This window comes from Burkholderia sp. MSMB1835 (genome assembly GCF_001526365.1).
GTDB lineage: Bacteria > Pseudomonadota > Gammaproteobacteria > Burkholderiales > Burkholderiaceae > Burkholderia.
The window spans coordinates 1-24,172 of record NZ_LOYP01000001.1 but is presented as its reverse complement, the minus strand read 5'-3'; the positions used below and the strand labels follow the sequence as shown (position 1 = coordinate 24,172).

At 65.4% G+C, this 24,172-nt stretch carries 18 protein-coding genes and 1 tRNA gene; 9 read left to right on the top strand and 10 right to left on the bottom strand.

Features of this window, described 5'->3' with window-relative positions; translation table 11 throughout:
- Positions 1-104 precede the first annotated feature (104 nt).
- Together WS96_RS00100 and WS96_RS00095 are read left to right on the top strand one after the other, a co-directional pair.
- Positions 105-2,741: a fimbria/pilus outer membrane usher protein gene (locus tag WS96_RS00100; RefSeq protein ID WP_257127903.1), complete on the top strand. Its 2,637-nt coding sequence runs from the start codon at positions 105-107 to the stop codon at positions 2,739-2,741.
- A complete protein-coding gene (locus tag WS96_RS00095; protein ID WP_059829811.1) occupies positions 2,741-3,751 on the top strand; it encodes a fimbrial protein in 1,011 nt (336 codons plus the stop codon). Before WS96_RS00100 ends, WS96_RS00095 begins: the two co-directional genes overlap by 1 nt.
- Before the next feature lie 25 nt (positions 3,752-3,776).
- On the opposite strand, the gene WS96_RS00090 is transcribed toward WS96_RS00095, so the two are convergent.
- Entirely contained in the window at positions 3,777-4,529 is a 753-nt protein-coding gene (locus WS96_RS00090; RefSeq protein WP_257127902.1) for a response regulator transcription factor, read from the bottom strand.
- A gap of 435 nt (positions 4,530-4,964) precedes the next feature.
- On the opposite strand from WS96_RS00090, the gene WS96_RS00085 reads away from it, so the two are divergent.
- Positions 4,965-6,983, top strand: a complete 2,019-nt coding sequence (locus WS96_RS00085; protein WP_059829807.1) for a site-specific DNA-methyltransferase — start codon at positions 4,965-4,967, stop codon at positions 6,981-6,983.
- On the top strand, positions 6,983-10,009 hold the full coding sequence (locus tag WS96_RS00080) for a type III restriction-modification system endonuclease (protein ID WP_059829805.1): 3,027 nt from the start codon (positions 6,983-6,985) through the stop codon (positions 10,007-10,009). The genes WS96_RS00085 and WS96_RS00080 overlap by 1 nt, the downstream gene beginning before the upstream one ends.
- 247 nt (positions 10,010-10,256) lie before the next feature.
- On the opposite strand, the gene WS96_RS00075 is transcribed toward WS96_RS00080, so the two are convergent.
- The 5 genes from WS96_RS00075 to egtB all read right to left on the bottom strand — a co-directional run bounded on the left by WS96_RS00075 (position 10,257) and on the right by egtB (position 13,897).
- Positions 10,257-10,625, bottom strand: coding sequence for a hypothetical protein (locus WS96_RS00075; protein ID WP_059829803.1), 369 nt, complete (start codon positions 10,623-10,625; stop codon positions 10,257-10,259).
- Between the two features lie 175 nt (positions 10,626-10,800).
- Entirely contained in the window at positions 10,801-11,055 is a 255-nt protein-coding gene (locus WS96_RS00070) for a hypothetical protein (RefSeq protein WP_059829802.1), read from the bottom strand.
- 36 nt (positions 11,056-11,091) lie between these two features.
- Complete coding sequence (locus WS96_RS00065; protein ID WP_059829800.1) at positions 11,092-11,382, bottom strand: hypothetical protein; 291 nt, start codon at positions 11,380-11,382, stop codon at positions 11,092-11,094.
- A gap of 291 nt (positions 11,383-11,673) precedes the next feature.
- A complete protein-coding gene (gene egtD / locus WS96_RS00060) occupies positions 11,674-12,687 on the bottom strand; it encodes an L-histidine N(alpha)-methyltransferase (RefSeq protein WP_059829798.1) in 1,014 nt (337 codons plus the stop codon).
- Positions 12,671-13,897: an ergothioneine biosynthesis protein EgtB gene (egtB, locus tag WS96_RS00055; protein WP_059829796.1), complete on the bottom strand. Its 1,227-nt coding sequence runs from the start codon at positions 13,895-13,897 to the stop codon at positions 12,671-12,673. The genes egtD and egtB overlap by 17 nt, the downstream gene beginning before the upstream one ends.
- 579 nt (positions 13,898-14,476) lie before the next feature.
- Here egtB and WS96_RS00050 point away from each other — a divergent pair.
- Complete coding sequence (locus tag WS96_RS00050; protein ID WP_059829793.1) at positions 14,477-14,953, top strand: carboxymuconolactone decarboxylase family protein; 477 nt, start codon at positions 14,477-14,479, stop codon at positions 14,951-14,953.
- Positions 14,953-15,834: a sigma-70 family RNA polymerase sigma factor gene (locus WS96_RS00045; RefSeq protein WP_059829791.1), complete on the top strand. Its 882-nt coding sequence runs from the start codon at positions 14,953-14,955 to the stop codon at positions 15,832-15,834. Before WS96_RS00050 ends, WS96_RS00045 begins: the two co-directional genes overlap by 1 nt.
- Positions 15,835-15,940: 106 nt before the next feature.
- Here WS96_RS00045 and WS96_RS00040 read toward each other — a convergent pair whose 3' ends face one another.
- Positions 15,941-16,456 (bottom strand): DUF2628 domain-containing protein, encoded by a 516-nt coding sequence (locus WS96_RS00040; RefSeq protein WP_059830027.1) that lies wholly within the window; start codon positions 16,454-16,456, stop codon positions 15,941-15,943.
- A gap of 312 nt (positions 16,457-16,768) precedes the next feature.
- A tRNA-Val gene (locus tag WS96_RS00035) sits at positions 16,769-16,845 on the bottom strand.
- A gap of 1,453 nt (positions 16,846-18,298) precedes the next feature.
- Here WS96_RS00035 and WS96_RS00030 point away from each other — a divergent pair.
- Positions 18,299-19,456, top strand: a complete 1,158-nt coding sequence (locus WS96_RS00030) for a JmjC domain-containing protein (RefSeq protein ID WP_059829789.1) — start codon at positions 18,299-18,301, stop codon at positions 19,454-19,456.
- Positions 19,457-20,583: 1,127 nt separating this feature from the next.
- Here WS96_RS00030 and WS96_RS00020 read toward each other — a convergent pair.
- Positions 20,584-21,342 (bottom strand): anti-sigma factor family protein, encoded by a 759-nt coding sequence (locus WS96_RS00020; protein ID WP_034209720.1) that lies wholly within the window; start codon positions 21,340-21,342, stop codon positions 20,584-20,586.
- On the bottom strand, positions 21,339-21,860 hold the full coding sequence (locus WS96_RS00015; RefSeq protein ID WP_059829784.1) for a sigma-70 family RNA polymerase sigma factor: 522 nt from the start codon (positions 21,858-21,860) through the stop codon (positions 21,339-21,341). The genes WS96_RS00020 and WS96_RS00015 overlap by 4 nt, the downstream gene beginning before the upstream one ends.
- A gap of 157 nt (positions 21,861-22,017) precedes the next feature.
- Between WS96_RS00015 and WS96_RS00010 the strand changes: the two genes are divergently transcribed.
- On the top strand, positions 22,018-23,106 hold the full coding sequence (locus WS96_RS00010; protein WP_059829782.1) for a catalase family peroxidase: 1,089 nt from the start codon (positions 22,018-22,020) through the stop codon (positions 23,104-23,106).
- Entirely contained in the window at positions 23,103-23,636 is a 534-nt protein-coding gene (locus WS96_RS00005) for a cytochrome b (RefSeq protein ID WP_059829780.1), read from the top strand. Before WS96_RS00010 ends, WS96_RS00005 begins: the two co-directional genes overlap by 4 nt.
- The last annotated feature ends 536 nt before the right edge of the window (positions 23,637-24,172 follow it).

The window sequence follows — 24,172 nt, the reverse complement described above, 5'->3', positions numbered from 1 at the left end:
CCGGCCGCCGCCATTCGCGCGCGCCGCGGCCCGTCATTCGAGTCTCTGGAGTCAATGCCATGGAACGCGCCGATTGCGCGACGACGCGACGCGTCCGTCCACTCATGCCAGCGTTGCGCCATTCGTACGCGATGGTGCTGCTTGCGTGTTCGTCGCTGCCGCTCACCGCCGCCGCGAGCGAACCCGCGCCGGCGGCCGGCCGCATGCCGGGTGTCGGCGATGCCGAAGCGGCGCGCAAGCCCGGCGGTAACCCGGTGCAGTTCAATCCGGACCTCGTCGCTTCGCCGGCCGGCGATGACATCGACCTGTCGCGTTACGAAAAGGGAATGCCCGTGTGGCCCGGCCGCTACCGTTCGGACGTGTATCTGAACGGCTCGATGCTGGGCCGCGACGACGTGACGTTGCGCGAGCCGAGCCGCGGCGCCGTGCAGATCTGCATCAGTCGCGCGCTGCTCGACAAGTTCAACGCGAACCTCGCCCAGATCCCGCCGGAACGGCTCGCGCTGCTCGACGCCCCCGGCGCATGCATCGCGCTGGAACAGCTGCTGCCCGGCACGTCGGCATCGTTCGATGCGGCGGAGGCCCGCCTCGACGTGCAGATTCCGCAGGCGCTGTTACGGCGCGCCGCGCGCGGCTACGTAGATCCGGCGCTGTGGGACAACGGCGTGACGGCGGGATTCGTCGGCTACAACGCGAACATTTACCGAAACGTCGCACGTGGGATGAGCGCGAACAGCGCGTATGTCGGCGTGAATGCGGGCATCAACGTCGGCGGCTGGTATCTGCGGCACGACGGCGCGCTGAACTGGCAGCAACGCGGCACGAAACGCTACGGCAGCGTCAACACCTACGTGCAGCACGATCTGACGGCGCTCAAGGCGAGGGTGCGGATCGGCGACGCGAACACGTCCGGCGAACTGTTCGACACGTTCGCGTTTCGCGGCGCGCAGCTCGCGAGCGACGACAGCATGTGGCCGGATTCGCAGCGGGGCTATGCGCCGGTCGTGCGCGGCATCGCCAATACCAACGCGCGCGTGACGATCCGGCAGAACGGCTCGGTGATCTACGAAACGGCGGTGCCGCCCGGACCGTTCGTGATCGACGACCTGTTTCCGACCGGCTACGGCGGCGATCTCGACGTGACCGTCACCGAAGCGGACGGCAGCGCCCGCGCGTTCAAGGTGCCCTACGCATCGGTCGCGCAATCGTTGCGGCCCGGCCAGAGTCGGTTCAGCGTGGTCGCGGGCACCGTGCGCAACCTGGATCTGTCGTACACGCCGCACTTCGTGCAGGCCACCTACAGCCGCGGCATCACCAATCTGCTGACGCTGTACGGCGGCGTGCTCGCGAACGAAAACTATCAGAACGTGCTGGCGGGCGGCGCGCTCAACACGCCATTCGGTGCGATGGCGCTCGACATGTCGGGCGCAATGACGTCGCAAGACGGCCAGCGGCTGCGCGGAACCAGCGTGCGCGTCACGTACAGCAAGACGATCGAGGCGACGGACAGCACGCTGTCGGTGGCCGCCTATCGCTTCTCGTCTGCCGGGTACCTCGATTTCGCCAACGCGCTCACCTTCGTCGACAACGTCAAGCGCAACCTGACCGGCGCCGACGCACTGCCGGCATGGCGTGCGCGCAATCGCATCTCGATCACGGCGGCGCAGCCGCTCGGCGACCGCTGGGGCCAGCTCTACATCAGCGGCTATACGCAAAACTACTGGGCCCGCGGCGGCAGCGACACGCAGTTCCAGATCGGCTACAACAACCGCTATCGCCAGCTCGATTACTCGGTTTCGGCAAACCGGTCCCGCACCTATACCGGCGATCTCGATACGCAGTACATGCTGACCGTGTCGATGCCGCTGGGTTCGAAGCCGATGGCGCCGCGCTTGACCGTCAATCTCGCGCGCGACAGCGTCAGCGGCTTCACGTCGATGGCCAGCGCGACCGGTTTCCTCGGCACGCGCAACGAGGGCAGCTATTCCGTTTCCGCCGCACGCGAAACCGGCGCGACTTACTCGGGCAACGTGTCGGGGCAATACCGGACGCCCTACACGACGGTCCAGGGCGCGTTCGCGAAGGGCGACGGCTATACGTCGGGGTCGTTCGGTTTGAGCGGAGGCGTCGTGGTCCACCCAGGCGGCGTGACGGCGACCCCGTATACGGCCGACACGATGGCTGTCGTCGCCGCACCGGCGGCGGGCGGCGCGGCGGTGGCCGGTTACGGCGGCATTCGCCTCGATTCGCGCGGCTATGCGGTCGTGCCTTATCTGAATCCCTATCGTCTCAACCGGATCGAGCTCGATCCGCGCGGCCTGCCCGCCGACGTCGAGCTGGAAACGACGAGCCAGCAGGTCGCGCCGCGCAACGGCGCCGTCGTGATGCTGCGCTATCCGACGGTGCAGGGGCGAGCGTTGCTGATCGGCTCGAAGGTATCCGACGGCACCGAGTTGCCGTTCGGGGCGCCGGTATTCGACGGCGCCGGAAACCAGATCGGGATCGTGTCGCAGGGCGGCCGGATTTATGCGCGGCTGCGGGAACCGGACGACGTGCTGACCGTGAAATGGGGGCACGCCGACGCGTGGCAATGCTCGATCAAGGTTGCGTTGCCGCCGCCCGATCGGCACGCCGCACGCGTCGGAATCGAGCGCATCGACGCGCCGTGCCAGCTGCAAGCGAAACCCGCCGCCGCGAGCGGCGAATCGGCCGCTCGACGAGGCCTCGCAGGAGAATCGTGATGGACCGCAAGGAAAGGAAACGGAATGCGCATCGGCGCGCAAACTGGCTGAGCGCCGTGTTCGGCGCGCTGCTGTGGATGGCCGGCATCGGCGCCGCGCATGCGGCGCTGGCGAAATGCCAGCCTTCGTCACCGGCCGACCTCGGCCGGTTGCCGGAATCGCTGAAAATTTCCGCGGACGCGCCAATCAACACGGTCCTGTGGAGCAAAAAGGGCATCACGATCTCCGCGACGTGCACGAAGACCCTGCCGGTCCCGGGAACCAGCGGCGTGCCGGCGACGCTGTATCGATGGGCCGACGATCCCAAGCTGATGGCCAACGGGCTCGCGCTGTACGTCACTTACCAGGGCAACCGCGGGCACGGCGCCGCGTCGTTTCCGATGGGCACGACGATCAAGGCGTTCGGGGAGACGGTCGTCACGGCGACCGTCGACGTCGAGCTGGTCAAGGTCGGACCGACGCCAGCCGTCCCGACGGACTTTCCCGTCCTGTCGGTCCTCACGGTATTGATCGGCGGCCCGGACAACGCATATTCGGATTCGGCCCGCTACCTGACGCTCGGCTTCAACAATATTTCGTTTCAGGCGACGACCTGCTCGACCACGACGCCGTCCGTCGCCGTCGATCTGGGTACCCAGTCGCTCGGCAAGTCGTCGGGGCTCGGGTCCGGCGTCGGGTCGACATCGCCGGCCAAGGGGTTCTCGATCGGCCTGCGCTGCGACGCCGGCGTCGCGGGCAACTTCATCGTCAACTTGATGCTCGACGGCAACACGGTCGATGCATCGAACGGCGTGCTCGCGCTGTCGTCGTCGAGCGGAGCCACGGGCGTAGGCATCCAGGTGCTCAGGAGCGACGGTCAGCCCGTTCCGTTCGGCACACCATGGAAGGTCGCGGGATCGCTGTCGTCGACGCTGCTGGTGCCGCTCTCGGCCCGCTATTACCAGACCCGGCAGACGACCCGGGCCGGCACCGCGAACGGGGCGGCGACCTTCACGATCATCTACCGGTAACACCGCGGCGCGTGTACCGCGCCGCTCAGAGCAATCCGTTTTCGTACGCGTATCGGATCAGGTGAATGTTGGTGTCGGCGCGCAGCTTGCGCATGGCCGTGTATTTTTGTGTCGATACGGTGCTGACCGAGCGGCCGAGCTGTTTCGCGATGTCGGCAAGCGAGTGCCCGGAAACGAACAACCGCACGACATCGAGCTCCTTTTGCGTGAGCGGCGGCGGGGCCTCGTGCAATACCGTGCCGGCCTGATCGACGATCGTCCGGACGGTCGGCGACAGATAGTGCGAGCCGCCATCGTTGATGTATCGGCATGCGCGCAGGATCTCCCCGACTTCGTCCTCCTTGCTGACGATGGCCGCCACGCCCAGGCGGACGGCGGCCGCGAACACGGTCGGATTCTTCTGCGCGGTAAACAGCACGCGCCGGGCTTTCGGTGCCACGTCTCGAAGCTTGCGCAATAGCGCGAACCCGTCGACCGGCCGGTTGCCGCGGGTCATCGAATAATCGACGACGACGATGTCGGTCGACGCGCGGGCCAATGATTCGATCAACAGCGAACCTTCATTGCAACAATGCTCGACGTGAAAGGACGGGTCGCGCTGGAACAACTGCATGAGTACGCTGACGACAACCGGATGATCGTCTGCAATGGCGACGGTAATGGCCATAAGGAACTTCTCGGAAAATATTTTGACCGGACAAGTCAACACGGACATCCGCATCAATGTGAAAGGGGTTCGGCTGTTACCGTTCAGGGCGGTGCCGATGACGCTGGTCAAGTAATAATCGATCGATTATTTTCTAAAGGGGACAGAAGGACGAAATCGAACGTGACATTGGATCATAGGCAATGAATCTGCAATGAATCGACCATCTCTCCATTCGCCGCCGTTGATATTCGGATATTCTCGCGACGCCCTATCAATTGCAGTCTCGGGAATCGCTGACTATCCCGGAAATTCAAAAAAGTGTTTCAAACCGTTTCAACTCGTCGTAGTCGCTGCAGCGTCGAATACGGGCAATCGGGTCGCGCAATGCGATAATCCGGTAGCCTCGGCGCCGCGCATCCCGTGCGGCGCGGACGCGCGATTTCGCCCCATATCGGCGCTTGACCTGCGCCGACCGACTCGCTAGCGTTTCGGGTTTGCCCGGGCGGCCATTGCCGCCGGTGCCGTGAGCGCGCCCGACGTCCTGGCGCGCGCGGCCGGGCTCCGATGGAAAAGACGATGCAGAAACTCGATGCGGCCAGCCCGCAGGCGATGTCGACGGATTTCACCGCCGACAACGTCGCGCGCCTGAAGGCGCTGTTCCCCGAACTCGTGACCGAAGGCCCGGACGGCGCGTCGGTCGACGTCGACGTGCTGAAGGCGCTGATCGGCGAACACACGGTCGGCGACGCCGACGAGCGCTACGGCTTCCACTGGCACGGCAAGCGCAGCGCGCGCCAGGCCGCGCTGACGCCGTCGACGGGCACGCTGCGCCCCTGCCCCGACGACAGCGTCGCATGGGACGACACGCGCCATCTCGTGATCGAGGGCGACAACCTCGACGTGATGAAGCTGCTGCACAAGAGCTACGCGGGCAAGGTGAAGCTCGTCTACATCGACCCGCCGTACAACACCGGCAGCGATTTCGTCTATCCGGACGACTTCAGCGACAGCATCCGCCACTACCTGGCGATGACCGGCCAGACCGACGGCGGCGTGAAGCGCAGCACCAATACCGAGGCGAACGGCCGGTTCCACACCGACTGGCTGAACATGATGTATCCGCGCCTGAAGCTCGCGCATGCGCTGCTGTCCGACGAAGGGCTGATCGCCGTGCACATCGACGAGCACGAAGTGCATGCGCTGGTGCTGATGCTGCGCGAGATCTTCGGCGAGGAAAACGAGCTCGGCGTGGCCGTGTGGGACAAGCGCAACCCGAAGGGCGACGCGCGCGGCGTCGCGTACCAGCACGAATCGCTGGTGCTGTTCGCGCGCAACGCCGAGACGCTGCTCGAACGGGCGCCGCTCAAGCGCCCGAAGCGCAACGCGCAGCGCATGCTCGACGCCGCGCACGACGCGGTGTACCGAAGCGGCAACCCGAAGGACGCGCAGAAGGCGTACCGCGCGTGGCTGAAGGCGCAGACCAACCTGTCCGGCGGCGAAGTGATGTACGACCGGCTGTCGGCGGAAGGCCGCGTGTACCGCCTCGTGTCGATGGCGTGGCCGAACAAGAAGAAGGCGCCGGACGAATATTTCACGCCGCTGATCCACCCGGTCACCGGCAAGCCGTGCGCGATGCCGGCGCGCGGCTGGCGCAACCCGCCCGCGACGATGCAGGCGCTGCTCGAGCGCGGCCAGATCGAATTCGGCCCGGATGAAACCACGCAGCCGCAGCGGATCTACTACCTCGACGAGAACATGTACGAGAACGTGCCGTCGGTGCTGCCGTTCGCCGGCTCCGACGACGCGCTGTTGAAGACGCTCGGCATTCCGTTCGACCTGCCGAAGCCGGTCGACTTCGCGGCGGCCGTGATCGGATGGTGCACGCGCGGCGACGACATCGTGCTCGACTGTTTCGCCGGCTCCGGCTCGACCGGCCACGCGGTGATGCAGGTGAATGCGACCGACGGCGGCGCGCGCCGCTACATCCTCGTGCAGTTGCCCGAGGCGCTCGACCGCCGCGACAAGACGCAAGCCGCGGCCGCCGATTTCTGCGCGAAGCTGAAGAAGCCGCTCACGCTCGCGGAAATCACGAAGGAACGCCTGCGCCGCGCCGCGCAGCAGGTCGCGCGCGACTATCCGGAAAGCTATGGCGACCTCGGCTTTCGCGTGTACCGGCTCGACACGACCAACGTGATCGAGTGGGACCCGCGCCGCGACGACTTCGACCATGCGCTGTTCGCGTCCGTCGAACACGTGAAGACCGGCCGCACCGAGGACGATCTGCTCGCCGAACTGACGCTGAAGCTCGGCCTCGACCTGTGCACGCCGGTCGAGCATCACCAGGTGGCCGGCAAGACCGTGCACCTGATCGGCCGTGCGATCGTCGCGTGCTTCGATGCGCGGCTGTCGCGCGACGACGCGGGGCCGCTGGCCGACGGCATCGTCGACCTGCTCGATGCGACCGGCGCGTCGCGCGACGTCACGTGCCTGTTCCGCGACAGCGGCTTCGTCGACGACGTCGCGAAGCTCAATCTCGCCGCGCTGCTCGAACAGCACGGCGTGAAGCGCGTGCGGAGCCTGTGATGCGGCTGCATTTCGAAGCGGATCTCGACTACCAGCGCGAGGCGATCGACGCCGTCTGCGACCTGTTTCGCGGGCAGGAGTCGTATCGCGGCGACTTCAGCGTGCTCGCGAACGCCGCGCCCGGCACGACGGCCGCCGCGCAAGGCTCGCTCGGCTTCGCGGTATCGGAGCAAGGCGTCGGCAACCGGCTGTCGCTGACCGACGATGCGCTCGCGCGCAATCTCGCCGACGTGCAGTTGCGCGGCGGGCTGCCGCCGTCCGGCCTGCCCGGCTCGCGCGACTTCACCGTCGAGATGGAGACGGGTACCGGCAAGACCTACGTGTACCTGCGCACGATCTTCGAGCTGAACCGCCGCTACGGCTTCACGAAATTCGTGATCGTCGTGCCGTCGATCGCGATCAAGGAAGGCGTGCACAAGACGCTCGCGATCACCGAGGATCACTTCCGCGCGCTGTACGCGGGCGTGCCGTACGACTACTTCCTGTACGACTCCGCGAAGCTCGGCCAGGTGCGCCACTTCGCGGCGAGCGCGGCGATCCAGATCATGGTGATGACGGTCGCCGCGATCAACAAGAAAGAGATCAACAATCTCTACAAGGACAGCGAGAAGACCGGCGGCGAGAAACCGATCGACCTGATCCGCGCGACGCGGCCGATCGTGATCGTCGACGAGCCGCAAAGCGTCGACGGCGGCCTCGAGGGGCGCGGCCGCGAAGCGCTCGCCGCGATGAATCCGCTGTGCACGCTGCGCTATTCGGCCACGCACGTCGACCGCCACCACATGGTGTACCGGCTCGACGCGGTCGACGCGTACGAGCGCAAGCTCGTCAAGCAGATCGAAATCGCGTCGGCGATCGTCGAGGATGCGCACAACAAGCCGTACGTGCGGCTCGTCGGCGTGTCGAACCGGCGCGGCGCGATCAGCGCGCGCATCGAGCTCGACGTCGCGACGGCCGCGGGCGTGAAACGCCAGATCGTGTCGGCCACCGACGGCGACGATCTCGAGCGCCTGACCAGGCGCGCGCTGTACGCGGGGCTGCGGATCGGCGAAGTGCATGCGGTCAAGGGCGCCGAGTACGTCGAACTGCGCCATCCGGAAGGCGAGGCGTTCCTGTCGCTCGGCGAGGCGTTCGGCGACATCGACACGCTCGCCGTGCAGCGCGAGATGATCCGCCGCACGATCCGCGAGCATCTCGACAAGGAGCTGCGTCTCGCCGAGCGCGGCGTGAAGGTGCTGTCGCTGTTCTTCGTCGATTCGGTCGAGCGCTATCGCCGCTACGACGAGAACGGGATGCCCGTGAAGGGCGACTACGCGCTGATCTTCGAAGAGGAATATGCGCGCGCGGCGCGCGTGCCGGCCTACCGTGCGCTGTTCGACGGCGTCGACGTGGCCGTCGAAGTCGAGCGTGCGCACAACGGCTACTTCTCGATCGACCGCAAGGGCGGCTGGACCGACACGAGCGAGAGCAGCGCGGCGGCCCGCGAGAACGCGGAGCGTGCGTACGGCCTGATCATGCGCGAGAAGGAAGCGCTGCTGTCGTTCGACACGCCGCTGAAGTTCATCTTCTCGCACTCGGCGCTGAAGGAAGGCTGGGACAACCCGAACGTGTTCCAGATCTGCACGCTGCGCGACATCCAGACCGAGCGCGAGCGCCGCCAGACGCTCGGCCGCGGGCTGCGCCTCGCCGTCGACCAGGACGGCGAACGCGTGCGCGACCCGGGCGTGAACACGCTCACCGTGATCGCGACCGAGCGCTACGAGTCGTTCGCGGAGAACCTGCAAAAGGAAATCGAGGCCGATACCGGCATTCGTTTCGGGATCGTCGAGGAACACCAGTTCGCGGCGCTGCCGGTGCAGGAAGACGGCGGCCCCGCGCACGCGCTCGGCGTCGAGCTGTCGCGCGTGCTGTGGAACCATCTGCACGAACAGGGCTACGTCGATGCGCAGGGCAAGGTGCTCGACCGGCTGAAGGATGCGCTGCGCCAGAGCGCGCTCGTGCTGCCGGACGCGTTCGAGCGGCTGCGTGCGCCGATCGTCGCGACGCTGCGCAAGCTGTCGGGCCGCTTCGCGGTGCGCAACGCCGACGAGCGCCGCGCGATCGCGTTGCGGCGCGATGCGTCGGGCAAGGCCGTCGTGTTCGGCGAGGATTTCCGTGCGCTGTGGGATCGCATCCGTCATCGCACCGTGTACCGCGTCGAGTTCGACAACGCGAAGCTGGTGCGCGACTGCACGGCCGCGTTGCGCGCCGCGCCGGACATCGCGCGGGCGCGGCTGCAGTGGCGCAAGGCCGAGATCGACATCGGCAAGGCCGGCGTCGAGGCGATCGAGGTGGCCGGCGCCGGCACGGTGCTGCTCGACGAAGGCGAGTTGCCGCTGCCCGACCTGCTCACCGAGTTGCAGGACCGGACGCAGCTCACGCGCCGTTCGCTCGCGACGATCCTTGCGGACAGCGGCCGGCTCGACGATTTCCGCGTGAATCCGCAGCAGTTCATTGCGGTGGCGGCCGACGCGATCAACCGCTGCAAGCGGCTCGCGCTCGTCGCGGGCATCGCGTACCGCAAGCTCGGCGAGCGCCACGTGCATGCGCTCGAATCGTTCGAGAGCGAAGCACTGACCGGCTACCTGCGCAATCTGCGGCTGGACGCGCGCAAGTCGATCCACGAGGCGGTCGTGTGCGAGACGGATGCCGAGCGCGCATTCGCCGATGCGCTCGAAGCGCACGACGGCGTGAAGCTGTACGCGAAGCTGCCGGCGTGGTTCCGCGTGCAGACGCCGCTCGGCAGCTACCATCCGGACTGGGCCGTGCTCGCGGAACAGCACGGCGGCGAGCGGCTGTACTTCGTCGTCGATACGCCGAATGCCGACGGCCACGTGCCGAGCGAGCACGAGCGCGCGAAGCTCGCGTGCGGTGAAGCGCATTTCCGCGCGCTGACCGATGGCGACGGCGCGGCGCGCTTCGTGCGCGTCGGGCAGGCGGATGCGTTGTTCGAATCCGCGGCGGCGCCGGCGGGCGCGGTGCGGTGACACGCAGGGCGGCGACGAGCCGCCCTTTTTATCGGCGTGGCCCGGCCGTCGTCGATCGCGCCGGCTAGCCGCGCATCGCCCGCTGCGTCATCCGCATGAAAGCAATCCGCATTGCTCGCGTGCGGGCGACGCCGTTACGGCTGGTTGCAAATCGGGTCGGCGCGATGTTTTCGCTCGCCCGACACGTTGCGTTTCCGCCATGAAAAAGGGCGCCGCAGCGCCCTTCCCGTGCATTCGCAGGCTGCGCTTACAGCGTGCGGCCGAATGCGTTGCGATGCGAATGATGCGTGGACGTCGACGCATGCGCGGTATGGCCATGCGCGTGCGAGTGACCGCGGCCCGGCTGCGCGCCGGCGCGATCGGCGATCGTGTCGGAACGGTCGGCCGCGCGCGACAGGCCCTTGTCGCGGTCGCCGGCGTGCATGCCGTTCGAGTTGCTCAGCGCCTGGCCGCTCATGTGGCCGCCCGACATGCCGCCTGCGTTGCCGCCCGAGCCGCCTGCGCCATGACCGCCGCCGTTGCCCCCGCCATTGCCGCCGGCCGCCGCATGGGCAGACACCGAGCCGAGCGCAAGCAGCGCGGCCGCCAGGACGGACAGATATCGTTGCTGTTTCATTTTGTGCTCCCTTGAGCGCGTTTGCGTGACTGCATTTTATGAACGCGCAGAATTCGCGCAGCACGACGTTGTAAATGATCGTAACGACGCGTGCGGCACGCATTCGTCGGATCAATTGAGGGCATGCATGAACGCGGGGGCGACGCACCGGGGCGATGCCGCGGTGACGATGCGCCTACTGCGCCGGCTGCATGCCCTGCGCGGCGGCCTTGTGCTGCGCGGCCTGCTCTTGCGCGTGCTGCTTCGCCATGTGATGGCCGACGATACAGCCGCCCACGGCGCCGACCACGGCGTGGTGCCCTGCATAGTGGCCGGCCACACCGCCGACCACCGCACCCTTCATGCAGCCCGCCGCGTGCGCGCTGCCGATCGTTGCGAGCGCAACGACAGCGGCGGCGGCACGCAGTCCGATGTATCGAACGGGCATCATGTTTTCACTCTCCTCTCGAATGATCGATCGGGCCGCTTAGTCCCAGCGGCCGCCACGCCAGCCGCCGCGCTCGCGCCACTCGTGCTCGCGCCATTCGTGGCGGCGCCACTCGTGTTCGCGCCATTCGCGCTGACGCCAACCGTCGTCGCGATAGCCGACCGGCGCGTACATCACCGGCGGAGGCGGCGCCACGTAGACGGGCGCCGGCGCCGCATAGACGCCCGGCACGCCGATGCCGACCGACAGGTCGACGTGGGCCGATGCGACGCCCGAGGCTGCCAGCGCCGCTACACCGAGAACTGCACCGAGAATAAGTTTCTTGCTCATTTCGCGACTCCCTGCACGTGTCGTGCGTCGTGTGACTACGGTTCGGAGTCTAGGCACCGGACGCCGACACAGGTGAAACGGGTATGCGAGACAGGTAACGGACGTTTACAGGTGTCCGCAAAGCCTGATGGAGCACGGGAGAGGCGGCATGCCGGACACCGTTGCGGCGATGCATCGGGTCGGTAAAAAAGGGGTTTTTCGGCACGAAACCGGCGATCGGATCGAACCCGCCGGTGCACGGGGAGCGAACCGCTCTCATCCTGCGGCGCGAGCGGTTCGCGGCGGCGCGCGTTACGCGCGGATATCGTCGACGCTGCGCAACCAGTGCACGCTGAACAGGTTGTCCGCGTCGGTCCACACGGTATCGGGTTCGAACCCGGCACGGCGCGCGATCGCATGGAAGCCGTCGATCGTGAACTTGTGCGAGTTCTCCGTGTGGATGCGCTCGCCGGCTTCGAAGCTGAACGCGTGGCCGCGCACGTGTACGGTCTGCGCGACGTCGCTGACGAGATGCATCTCGATGCGCTGCCGCTCGCGGTCGTAGAACGCGCAGTGCGAGAACGCATCGACGTCGAAATCCGCGCCGAGTTCGGCGTTCGCGCGCACCAGCAGGTTCAGGTTGAACTGCGCGGTCACGCCCTGCGCGTCGTTGTACGCGTCGTGCAGCGTGCGCTCGTCCTTCACGAGATCCGCGCCGACCAGCAGGCCGCCGCCGCGCAGCAGCCGCGCCGCGTCGCGCAGGAACGTGTCGGCCTCTTCCGGCGAGAAGTTGCCGATCGTCGACCCGGGAAAGAAGCCGATGCGCCGCCGCGGCGTTTCGGTCAGCTCGGCCAGTTGCTCGGCCTTCGTGTAGTCGGCCGCGAGCGGCGCGACGTCGAGCCACGGATACGCGGCGCGCAGGCGGGTGGCCGCGCCGTGCAGATGGTCGGCCGAGATGTCGATCGGCACGTAGCGCGCCGGCGCGTTCGCGTAGTTGTTCGCGAACGCGTCGAGCAGGATGCGGATCTTCTCGAGCGAGCCCGCGCCGAATTCGACGATGTCCGCATGCGGGCCGACACGCTGCGCGATCTCGGCCGCGCGCTCGCGCAGGATGCCGAGCTCGGTGCGCGTCGGGTAATACTCCGGCAGTTCGCAGATGCGGTCGAACAGCACGGAACCGGCCGCATCGTAGAAGTATTTCGGCGAAATGCTGCGCGGCGTGCGCGACAGTCCGTCGATCAGGTCGCGCTCGAACGCGCTCGGCCGCGCATCGCGGGCGGGTTGCAGGCCACCGCTCGTGGCCGTCAGGTCAGACGTCTCGCGCAAGTCGCACTCCCGTGAATTGCCAGCGTGCCGCCGGCGGAAAGAAATTGCGGTACGTCGGCCGTTCGTGCCCGGGCGGCGTCGCGATGCTGCTGCCGCGCAGAACCTGCTGGCCGACCATGAACTTCCCGTTGTATTCGGCCGCCACACCCGCGAGCGGCCGAAAGCCCGGATACGGCTCGTAGGACGAACGCGTCCACTGCCACACCTGCCCGAGCATCTGCCGGATGCCGTCGGCCGCGAACGCGGTTTCCCATTCGAATTCGGTCGGCAGCCGCGCGCCGGCCCATTCCGCATACGCAGCCGCCTCGTAGAAGCTCACGTGACACACCGGCGCGTCGGGCGCGAGCGGCTCGACGCCGTGCAGGCCGAAGGTGCGCCGCACGCGCGTGGCGGCCGCGTCGTCGTCGTCCGGCATCCAGTACGCGGGCCCTTGCCACCCTTCCCGCTGCACCGTGGCCCAGCCGTCGGACAGCCAGAATTCGGGGCGCGTATAGCCGCCGTCCGCAACGAACGCCGCGAATTCCGCGTTCGTCACGAGGCGATTCGCGATCTCGTACGGCCGCACGAGCGCCGTATGACGCGGCCGTTCGTTGTCGAACGAGAACGCATCGCCGTCGTGGCCGATCTCGACGAGCCCGCCCGGCTGACGCAGCCAGCGCAACGGGCCGGCGTCGCCCGCGGCGAGCGCGCCTGGCGCATCGGCGCCGGTGCGTGGCCGGAACGCCGGCCGCAACGGGTTGCACGAGAACGCATGCAGCATGTCGGTGACGATCAGTTCCTGATGCTGCTGCTCGTGATGCAGGCCGAGCACCAGCTCGGGCGCGATCGCGTCGAGCCGCGCCGGGTCTGCGTCGGCCAGCGCGTGCAGCATCGCGTCGTCGACGTATTGCCGGTACGCATGCACGTCGTCCAGCGACGGACGCGTGAGCAGTCCGCGCTGCGGTCGCGGATGGCGCGGGCCGAGCGCTTCGTAATAGGAATTGAAGAGAAACTGGAATGCGTCGTCGAACGGCGCGTAGCCGGGCACGCGGCGCATCAGCACGACGGTTTCGAAGAACCACGTCGTATGCGCGAGGTGCCATTTCGTCGGGCTCGCGTCGGGCATCGACTGCACGGCCTGGTCTTCGGCGGACAGCGTCGCGGTCAACGCGACGCTATGGGCGCGCACGTCCTGGTAACGGCGCTGAAGCTGTGATGCAAGGAGGCTCATCGGTTTACCGTCCACGTCGCGATTCGCTGCGTTGCGTTGCCGGAAAAGGGAAAGCCTTGCGCTGGGGTGCGCGCGGCTGACGTGCAACCTGCTGCTGCGTCGTCGGGCAGCCGGCGCGCGCGCCGGGCCGCGGATGCGGCGTCACTTCGTCTGCCCGTGCAGAACAGTATGGGCCAGAAATGTGAACGTCGCGAATCGGATTTCCGATGAAACGAAGGCGAAAGAAAAATGAAAGCATTCTCGGTGGGGGCGTCGCACGCGTCACGGACCGTCGGCGGCCGTCGCGGCCGGGTTCGGCCGAGGGAGGCAATACACGTGCCCGCGACTGCACACTGCTGACGTCCGGTGACAACCGCACGGCGTGCATGAAAGGTCGATGGCGCGCATTCGTCGGCGCAACGGCGCGATGTGTCCCATTCGTCCGTCGATATCGCGTCCTGCGGCGCCCTGCTCGACGGCTCCGCCCTTCGCTTGCCGCCGCCCGCCTCGACGAGTTCGAAATTTTTTTTACGTCGATGTCACACCCGCGGGGGGCTCGCTCGTCATATCAGCGGAACCCACACGAAAGGAGAAGCCACCATGACTGCGAAACTCAATCCGTTTGCCGCCGCCCCCGCGCTGATGAAGCACTGGATGACCGTATCGGTCGCCGCCGCCGGCAGCCTCGAGCCGACGCTGATCGAGCTGGTCAAGATCCGCGCGTCGCAGATCAACGCGTGCGCGAACTGCATTAACATGCACACCGCCGAGGCGCGCGAGCAAGGCGAGAGCGAGCAGCGCATCTACCTGCTGTCCGCGTGGCGCGAAGCGCCCTGCTACACCGACCGCGAGCGCGCGGCGCTCGGCTGGACCGAGGCGCTCACGCGGCTGTCGGAGGGGCATGCTGCGCACGAAGCGGCCTATGCGGCGCTGAACGACCATTTCAGCGAGGAGGAACAGGTGAAACTCACGGTGATGATCAACGTGATCAACGGCTGGAACCGGCTCGCCGTCGGCTTCGGGCTGTGGGTCGACCCGGCCGACGCGAAGGCCGCCGCCGCGAAGATGGTGGCCTGATGTCGAACCTCGACCCGGCCAACGTCGGCGCCGACGAACGGGCCGACGCGGCGGCGAGCTTCGATCCGCTGCGCCGCACGCTGCTGCGCGTCGCGTACCGGATGCTCGGTTCCGTCGCGGATGCCGAGGACATGGTGCAGGACGCGTTCATCCGCTGGATGGACGTCGACCGCACCGACGTGCGCGTGCCCGAGGCGTTCCTGCGCCGCATGGTGATGCGCATGTGCCTCGACCAGTTGAAGTCCGCGCGACACCAGCGCGAGACCTATATCGGCCCGTGGCTGCCCGAGCCGGTCGTCGAGGAAGATCAACAGGACGACGTCACGCTGCCGCTGCTGCTCGCGCTCGAACGGCTCTCGCCGCTCGAACGCGCGGCGTTCCTGCTGCATGACGTGTTCGGCCTCGAATTCGACGAAGTCGCCGCGACGATCCAGCGCGAGCCGGCCGCGTGCCGGCAACTCGCCGCGCGGGCACGCACGCACGTGCGCGACGCACGGCCGCGTTTTCATGTCGAGAAGCAGCGCGGGATCGAGCTGGCCGAAGCGTTCTTCGCGGCGTCACGCAGCGGTGACATGCGCGCACTCGGCGCGATGCTCGCCGAGGACGTGAGCCTGCATTCGGACGGCGGCGGCAAGCGCACCGCGGCCGGCAAGCCGGTGTTCGGTTTTGAACCCGTGATGCGGGTGCACGCGTACCTCGCCGAGCTGTTCACGACGCATGCGTCGAAGCTCGTGCGGGCCGGGTTCATCAACGGGTTGCCGGGTTTCGTCACGCTGGAAGCCGACGGCGAGCTGCAGACGACTGCGCTCGAGATCGACGACGGGAAGATCGTCGCGATCTATGTCGTGCGCAATCCTGACAAATTGAAGCATCTGCATTGAGGGTGGCGCGAGCATGCGTCGCGTGCCATGTGGATGCATGGCGACGGCGACGGCGCCGCCTCCCCTCTTCTGTTCACCCCGCGTTGCCGGTTGCCCGCGACCGCGATCAGAACGTCATGCCGCCGGCGTTGCCGATCGTGTACAGCAGTACGCCGAGCAGCGGCGTCGCGACGGCGAAACCGGCCGCCGCCAGCCAGTTCGTGCCGCCTTGCGCGTCGAGCAGCGCGAGAAACGATTCGCGGGACGTCGCGTTCGGGCGCAGCTTTTCGATCCTCCGTTCGACGTACCGCTTGTAGACGCCGTTCCCGTACCAGCCGAGCGACACCGCGATCGCGATCGTGGCCGGGTCGAGCGTGCTCGATTCGAAGTATCCCGGGAAGTACAGCAACTCGATCAGCGTGATGCCCAGCGTGACGGCGAGCACGGCGGCCGCCTGCCAGTACATGCATCGATACGCCATCCAGACCGGGCCGAGGAAGCACGCGGCCCAGTTCCACGACTGCCGGCTCTTGCGCGATTCGGCGATCGCCCACTTTCGTTCGTACCAGTCGGCCTTCTTGCCGACGTAAGCGGCGATTTCGTCGTGGCTTGCGCGCGATGCGGCGGTCGTGACCTCGGACATGTCGTGTGCTCTCAGCCGCGCGAAGCGCGCGTCGTTGTTTTGATGCGGTGGAAATCGGGCGACGGGCGAAGCCGCCACGTCGATGCGCACACGATTCTACGCGCCGTGCATCGGCCATTGTGTGGCAAGTCGGGATGTCGAACGGAGGATGCGATGCCGCGGTTCGCACGAAACGACGCGTCGAGGCTTCACGCGTCGTTTCGGACCGGAAAAGAAAAACGCCACGCGATGTTGCCGCGTGGCGTTCGTATGTTTGGCGAGCCGCGTTGCCTGTAGGCAAGTCGTGCTGCCGGACCCCTTCATTTTGTTCGTTGGTAGGCTCGATTGGATTCGAACCAACGACCCCCACCATGTCAAGGTGGTGCTCTAACCAACTGAGCTACGAGCCTAAGAAGCCGCGAATTATAGAGAGGGTTTCCGGGGAGCACAAGCCCCTTCGTGAAAATTTCTTGAAATGGGGCGTGCGCGGGCTGACGTCGATGTTGCCTGGCGATGCCGGCGGCGTCGGCCTCATCCGTTCGCGTCACAGCAAAACGCGTCGATGCGCTGCGGTGTTATCCACATTCCCCTCTGGATAACCATCCGGCAAGCCTCTGGATTCACAGTGGAACGATTGAGGATAGGTCGGCGCGGCTGTGAATCGACGAAAAGTTGTTCTGTGCTGCCGGGCGCTGTTCACGTCGCGCACCCAGGGTTATGCATTTCGCTTCCTGCTGATGATTCAGTGCGTTACGGAGGTTATCCACTGTGAGGCGGGTCGCTTGTTAACTATCACTACGTATGTATACCAACTCTGTTAACACCTTTGGATAAGCACAGTCCGGCGACTGTGCTTCGAGCGGGATGTCCACTGCGGGGCTAGGAGATGAAGAAGCGGGACGGTTTTGCCGTCTGCCTGCGAAGTGCAGACGGGTGTGTCCACAGTCCGGCTCAATATTGAGACGCGACCTGGAGAATCACCATGAAGACTTTCCGCGACTGGACGAATCTGGCGCAATTTCGACATGCATCACGGACGAAAAGGCCGGGCAGGTTCAAGTCCGAAGGACGCCGTCATCGGCGTAACGTTCCTGACAAAGCTTCTGACTCGCCGTCGGCCGCGTTGCGAATGCGAGTTCCCTCGGGATGCCGAGCGAGTGCGTCATCTTCCCGGAAACCGGTGACATTCCATGAGTTCACGGGATTCAAGCGACTGCAGGTACCGAATTCCCGAGACGGGAGATTGGGTCACATCGCATGCCGGAACCGATCAAAGAGAAAGTTCGGCATTCGGTTGTGGACAATGGGCCTCGAAACAGTTCGAAACACTGTGCACCCAGCCATGAGCACGGCAACGAGGCGTTACGCAGAACCCGGATCGTGGTGCTCCGAGCAGTTCGAATCTGGAGAGGCACGCGTTGTCCACTGATGCTTCAGCCGCGCCACGGCACATATTTCCGAGAGGCTGGCAGTAGAAGACCGGTGAGATATCCGACCGATTTGGATATGGTGAATGGCGCGTTACCCAAAAACCAAGAGGAACCAATCCGATGAAAGAACTCAGTATTACTGAATTGGAGATTGTGGCCGGGGCCACGGTATCCGGCGATATCGCCATGACCTTGGGTGGTGGCAGCGGCGGGCGCAATTGCTGGCGCTGCCTTTGGTGGGCCGGCTGGGGGAGCGGTAGGAGGTATCGTCGGAGCCGGGGCTGGCATTGGTTTCGTCCTGAGCGGCGGCTCGTTTGGGCGAGATGACCAGGCCGGCACCGACTATTCGGGGTGCGACTACCACTAATCTCTTACCTTCACCGGAAAGGAGCTTGGGCTGCCACTTGCGGCGCCAAGCTCTGCCGCCAATCCCATGAGTATTCGATTCAGTGTTTCGTCCGCTGACTTCATCGATCATTTTCAGGAGCAGAAGCCACTCCTGATGAAAGCGGTGGCCTCGACGACAGTTTTTTCCTGGCGCGACGTCAATGAAATCTTCGAGAGAAGTGACATTGCCTCCAAGGACTTCAAACTGTCCTACGACGGCATCCGGCCCAAGGAAGAGTACGTCGAGAGTTATCTGGACGTGGGCACTTTGCGGTACCGTCTGATCAAGTCGGCCGTGTACGATTACCTGCGCAGAGGTGCGACGCTGATCGCAAACAAAATCAGCAACGAACCCAAGGTCCACCTGTTCTCCAAACGCATCGCGGATTACACCGGCAGGCGGGTGGTCAGCAGCGCATATGCCGCGTTCGGCACCAAGGACTCGTTCCGCTGCCACTGGGATACCCGCGATGTCTTCGCAATTCAATTGATCGGCCGCAAGCGATGGATCGTGTATGAGCCGACGTTCAAGCTACCGCTGTATTCGCAGCAGAGTCGCGACTACGAGCACCTTTACCCGTGTCCGACCGACGCGTATCTAGACGTCGTTATGGAGGCAGGCGACGTTCTCTATGTCCCTCGCGGCTGGTGGCACAATCCTCTGCCGCTTGGCGAAGGCAGCTTTCACTTGGCGATAGGCACCTTTCCCGCTTATGCCGTGGACTACGTGAGTTGGGCGCTGAACCAAATGCCCGAGTTTCTACCCGCGAGAATGTCGCTGCGTGACTGGGAGCACGATGAGAGCATCATGGCCGACATCGCCCGGCATGTCAGTGCCTTTCTGAGCGACCGGGAAAACTACAGTCGCTTCATGGATGCATTCGTTGGCGCAACGCGTGTCGAATCGCCATTGGCCATCGAGATGTTCGGAGATTCGGCAGCGGGCTGTATCGACGAGAATATCGGCCTGAGGTTGGCGACGGACTTATCTCATGATGGGCCAACGCGCGATTACGTTCTGGCCAACGGCATAAAGCTGAATCTTTGTGAGCAAAGCCAACGGCTCATTCACTGCATCGCGACGACCCCGGGTATTACGCTCGCAGGCTTGGAGGTTCGGCTTTTTGATCTGGACGCGCGCAAGTTGTGCCGGCTCGTCACGGAGCTTTGCCGGCAGGACGTCCTGGAACTGATCCGTCCGTGACGGTGGCGAGCGGAATCTGAATCTGCATTTTTATGCCATGAAAATTCACAGCTTATTTGTGCTCAAGCGGCTCATACCGGAAGTCAGAGGTTTGTCGAAGAGCGAAATCGCGGCCCTGGTGGAATCCGCGAGGCAATCGTCCATTCCTCGAATCAGAAAATACTCCGGGTACTGCTTTGTGGTGTCGTTTTTTGTTCCCCCGGTTGCACTCTCCATCGTATCCATCAAGTTGGGTCTCATCCCGGGTGAAATGTCGTTTGTCTTTGTCGCAGCAATAGGCGTTTTATCGGTATTTTCAAATTATCTTTTGACATCGGTATTCAATACGCTTATTTTGAGGCCGGCCATTTACGATCAATTGAACAAAAAATCGCGACCCTCACAGCTGTCCGTGTGACAATCCGCGCGACGATCTGGGTCGCTGGTGTAGCACCTGTTTGCGGCGCTTATCGTTAGCCAGATGATCGTAAGCGAGCGATGTTCAGAATTCTCTCGAGCCAACAGCCGAAGTCCTGCAATGCGCGAGCAGAAGAATTTCGACAACTCAAGTGATGAGGGAATGTGGACAAACCGGCATCGCCAGAGTCAAAACCCTGTGCGATGGACGGGTGAGACCCTCGCGTCTGACTGGGTCGACTACCGGTGCAGCCATGCCTGGCTTGGTGCTGTTCGAATTGATCGACGGAGTTGCATATTTCGCGCACGCCGCGCGGAAGGCGAATCTCCCATGGACATCATCACGTCCAGAAACCACTCGAGACTCGATGGATCCGACTGACGAGCGCGTTCGAACTCGACATTCACGTTCGTTGATCACTGGGGTTGTGGATATCGAAATCTCGGACCACCCGAAACGCTGTGCCGATCGACGACGAAGAATTCACCCGATCCCTGCACGCGGATCATCATGACCGATGTGGATATCCCGCTCCACGACGACTCGAAACCCTGTGATTCCAAAGGTGAGGGCGCCGGCGCGATCTCGATGTGAATAACAGCCGGCGAAAGCCAGTCGAAACGCTGTGCATTCGAGCGGTGAGCGTGCGCCCGTTCAAGCGGGCCGAGCCGCGCCGGAAAAGGCGCGGGCGGCCACTACCGACCGCCGTCCGGGCGCGCATCGTATCACTTCAAGTCTGCTGATCGAGCGCCTGCAGGACCGCTTTCTCCCCGACGCTCCCGGCCGGCCCGACCACCGCATAGTTGAGGCCGTTCACCGATCCATACCGCGCCAGCAGCGCGCCATCCACGCGTTGCCCGGCCGGCAGCAGCCGATGTTCCGATTCCGCCGGCCGGAGATAGAAGCTCAGCGTTTGCCCCGCATCGTCCTGATAAAGCACCATCGCGGCCGTGGCCCCGCTGTCCGTCGTGAACAACCGTCCGCCGACCGGCGTGAACCCCGCCGCGCTCAAATCCGGCAGCTTCGCCGACGCACCGACGCGCCTGGTGAGCCACCCCTGCAAATCGCCCGCACCGGTCGGCCGGTAATCGACCTTCGCCGTCTGATCGACCACCATCATCCGGTAAGCCTTGACCGCATCGCTCATCGGCGCGATGGGCGGCGGCGCGTTCCAGCCGCGCGCCTGCCATCCGCCGAACGTCCCGAGCCCGACACAGAACACGAACGAAGCCGCCATCGCGAACCGCATCCGCGTGCGCTCCGCCCGCCGGCCGCGAATCGCTGCCGGATCGAGCGCGGGATTGTCCGCCGGCATCCGCACGCTCTCCAGCGCGGCCCGCAGCCGCTGTGCGTCCTGCTGCCATTGCTTCACCTGTTCCGCGCGCTCCGGATGCAGCGCGAGATAGCGTTCGACCGCGGCGCGCGCATCGTCGTCGAGCTGGCCGTCGACATAGGCCTGAAGGTCATGTTCGTTCGGAGGCGTGTTCATTTCTTCATCAACCGCAAGGAAGGAGCAGGCAGTTCGCCGTCGCTGAGCTGGCGCAACGCCTGGCGCGCGCGAGAGAGCCGCGACATCACGGTGCCGATCGGCACGTCGAGCAGGTCGGCGACTTCCTGATAGGTGAAGCCTTCGACCGCGACGAGCAGCAGCAGGCTGCGCTGTTCGTCGGAGAGCCGGCCGAACGCCTCGAGCGTCGCGCGCGCCGCGAATTCGCGTTCGGCGGACGGCCAGTGCGCTTCGTCGTCGTCGCGGATGCGGCCGAGCAGCCACGCGTAGCGCTTCGCGTTGCGTTTCCCGTCGAGAAACTGCCGGTACAGGATCGTGAAGAGCCAGCTGCGCAGCGACGCGTCGTCGCGACGGCTCGTCCAGCGCGACAGCGCGCGCTCGAGCGTCGACTGGACGAGATCGTCGGCCGCATGGACGTCGCGCGCCAGCCACAACGCGAAGCGTCGCAGCCGGGGGATGAGTTCGCGCAACGCGTCGTCGTCGAGGGCGGTGGAGGGCATGGCCGGGCCGGTTGCCGAAAGGGTCGTAGTGCCGCGTAGGACGCCGGTCGGCACCGATTATTCCCTCCAGCATACGAAAAAACTTTTCGTGGAATAAAGCGGCACGGGCGGCGTCCTACGCGCGTTCGACAATGATCTGACGATCGGGAGTGCATTCATGAAGCAATCTTCGTCTTCTTCGCCGCAGCGCGAGCCCGGGCGCGGGTGGTGGCGCTGGGCCGTGATCGGCGGCGCGGTGGCCGGCGTCGCCGCGGCGTTCGGGTATGCCGGCGGATGGCTCGCGCCCGCGCGCCTGACCCCGCACCGGCTCGTCGACGCACTGCAGACCAACAGCGGCGTCCACCCGGGCTTCCGGCGCAATCACGCGAAGGGCGTGTGCGTGACCGGCTACTTCGAAGGCAACGGCGCCGCGAGCGCGTATTCGGTCGCGCCGTTCTTCAGGGCGGTGCGCACGCCGGTGGTCGGGCGCTTCGCGTTGCCGGGCGGCAACCCGTACGCGCCCGACAGCAGCGTGCCGATCCGCAGCCTCGCGCTGAAGCTCACCGCGCCGGACGGCGAGCAATGGCGGACCGGGATGAATGCGATGCCGGTGTTTCCTGTGGCGACGCCGCAGGCGTTCTACGAGCAGACGCTTGCGACCCGGCCCGATCCGAAGACGGGCAAGCCCGATCCGGCGAAGGTGAAGGCGTTTTTCGGCGCGCATCCGGAGGCGGCCGCGTTCCTGCAGTGGGTGAAGGGTGCGAAGCCGAGCGCGAGTTACGTCACCGAAAGCTATTACGGGTTGAACGCGTTCTACTTCGTCGACGCGGCCGGCAAGCGCCAGGCGGTGCGGTGGCGCGTCGTGCCGGAGCAGACGGCCGGCGCCGGCGACGTCGCGACGGCCGCCGACGCGAACGTGCTGCAGCAGGACGTGACGCAGCGCATCGCGGCCGGTGCGCAGAAGTGGAAGCTGCTGGTCACGCTGGCCGAGCCCGGCGACCCGGTGGACGACGCGACGAAGATCTGGCCCGTGCAGCGCACGACGATCGACGCGGGCACGCTCGTGCTCGACCGCGTGGAGGCGCAGGACAGCGGCCCGTGCCGCGACGTGAATTACGACCCGACGGTGTTGCCGCAGGGGATCCAGGTGTCGGGCGATCCGTTGCTGGCGGCGCGCTCGGCCGCGTATGCGGATTCGTATCTGCGTCGCACGAGTGAAGAGGCCGGCGTGGCAGGCGTGGCGCGATTGAGTGGGGAGGGACGATGATGAAGGCTTCGACGACGTTTAGCTGGCCGGCGCGGGTGCTGCATTGGGTGATGGCGGCGATGATCCTCGCGATGCTGTTCATCGGGGTGGGGATGGTGGCGTCGGTTTCCGCGCGGCACGAGGTCCTGGTGGCGATTCACAAGCCGCTGGGTGTCGCGGTGCTGGTGTTGGTGTGCGTGCGGATCGTGGTGCGGATCGTGTCGAAGCCGCCGGCGTTGCCCGAGGATCTGCCGGGGTGGCAGAAGGTGGCCGCGCACGGGTCGCATCTCGTCCTGTATGCGCTGATGGTCGCGATGCCGCTGATCGGCTGGGCGATGCTGTCGGCCGGCGGATATCCGGTGACGCTGGGCGGCGGCGTGCAGTTGCCGGCGCTGGTATCCGCTGATCCGGTGACGTTCGCGTGGCTTCGGGTTGCGCATCGCGTGCTGGCCTATCTGTTCTTCCTGACGTTCCTCGCGCACTTCGCAGCTGCGCTGTATCACGGGTTGATCCGGCGGGATGGGGTGGTGAGGGCGATGGTGGGACGGTGAGCGACGCGGGTTGCGTTCGATGCGGCGGGGCGGTTCGCGGGCGAGCGCGGCTGCTGCTGCCGCGCTCGCTTATATATGACCAATCGGGAGGCTCGACGGCCGCAGGCACGGCATGTCAAAAATATTTCACGAAGGGGGTTGCGGAGACCGAGGCAGGTGCTTAGAATCTCGCCTCTTTCGCGCTAACGGAAACGCGGCGCGGGGGAAGAAGGGAAGCGGTGCTGTTGAAGTCGGTTCTAGCGACTCCAGTGCATACGAAATTAAACCGCAGTCGTCACAACGAAGTAGTTAAAAAAGTTGTTGACGAGTTTCAAAAAACGGTTAATAATCTCGCTTCTCTGCTGCTGAAAACGCAGCGCTGCCGGGAAACTTCAGGTTCCCTCGCAGATTGCTCTTTAAAAATTAACAGCCGATAAGTGTGGGCGCTTGATGGAAGCGAGCTGATCCTCGGATCAGATGGCAAAAGTATCAAGAGTCTCACACTAAAGTAAGTCAGGTTTATGAAGTGATTCATATTCCTGTCAGCTTTGAGTGAG

Excerpts from the sequence above, each read along its gene's own strand:
- WS96_RS00100 (WP_257127903.1), top strand. The coding sequence starts at position 105 with ATGCCAGCGTTGCGCCATTCGTACGCGATGGTGCTGCTTGCGTGTTCG.
- WS96_RS00095 (WP_059829811.1), top strand. The coding sequence starts at position 2,741 with ATGGACCGCAAGGAAAGGAAACGGAATGCGCATCGGCGCGCAAACTGG.
- WS96_RS00085 (WP_059829807.1), top strand. The coding sequence starts at position 4,965 with ATGGAAAAGACGATGCAGAAACTCGATGCGGCCAGCCCGCAGGCGATG.
- WS96_RS00080 (WP_059829805.1), top strand. The coding sequence starts at position 6,983 with ATGCGGCTGCATTTCGAAGCGGATCTCGACTACCAGCGCGAGGCGATC.
- WS96_RS00075 (WP_059829803.1), bottom strand. The coding sequence starts at position 10,625 with ATGAAACAGCAACGATATCTGTCCGTCCTGGCGGCCGCGCTGCTTGCG.
- WS96_RS00070 (WP_059829802.1), bottom strand. The coding sequence starts at position 11,055 with ATGATGCCCGTTCGATACATCGGACTGCGTGCCGCCGCCGCTGTCGTT.
- WS96_RS00065 (WP_059829800.1), bottom strand. The coding sequence starts at position 11,382 with ATGAGCAAGAAACTTATTCTCGGTGCAGTTCTCGGTGTAGCGGCGCTG.
- egtB (WP_059829796.1), bottom strand. The coding sequence starts at position 13,897 with ATGAGCCTCCTTGCATCACAGCTTCAGCGCCGTTACCAGGACGTGCGC.
- WS96_RS00050 (WP_059829793.1), top strand. The coding sequence starts at position 14,477 with ATGACTGCGAAACTCAATCCGTTTGCCGCCGCCCCCGCGCTGATGAAG.
- WS96_RS00045 (WP_059829791.1), top strand. The coding sequence starts at position 14,953 with ATGTCGAACCTCGACCCGGCCAACGTCGGCGCCGACGAACGGGCCGAC.
- WS96_RS00040 (WP_059830027.1), bottom strand. The coding sequence starts at position 16,456 with ATGTCCGAGGTCACGACCGCCGCATCGCGCGCAAGCCACGACGAAATC.
- WS96_RS00030 (WP_059829789.1), top strand. The coding sequence starts at position 18,299 with ATGAGTATTCGATTCAGTGTTTCGTCCGCTGACTTCATCGATCATTTT.
- WS96_RS00020 (WP_034209720.1), bottom strand. The coding sequence starts at position 21,342 with ATGAACACGCCTCCGAACGAACATGACCTTCAGGCCTATGTCGACGGC.
- WS96_RS00015 (WP_059829784.1), bottom strand. The coding sequence starts at position 21,860 with ATGCCCTCCACCGCCCTCGACGACGACGCGTTGCGCGAACTCATCCCC.
- WS96_RS00010 (WP_059829782.1), top strand. The coding sequence starts at position 22,018 with ATGAAGCAATCTTCGTCTTCTTCGCCGCAGCGCGAGCCCGGGCGCGGG.
- WS96_RS00005 (WP_059829780.1), top strand. The coding sequence starts at position 23,103 with ATGATGAAGGCTTCGACGACGTTTAGCTGGCCGGCGCGGGTGCTGCAT.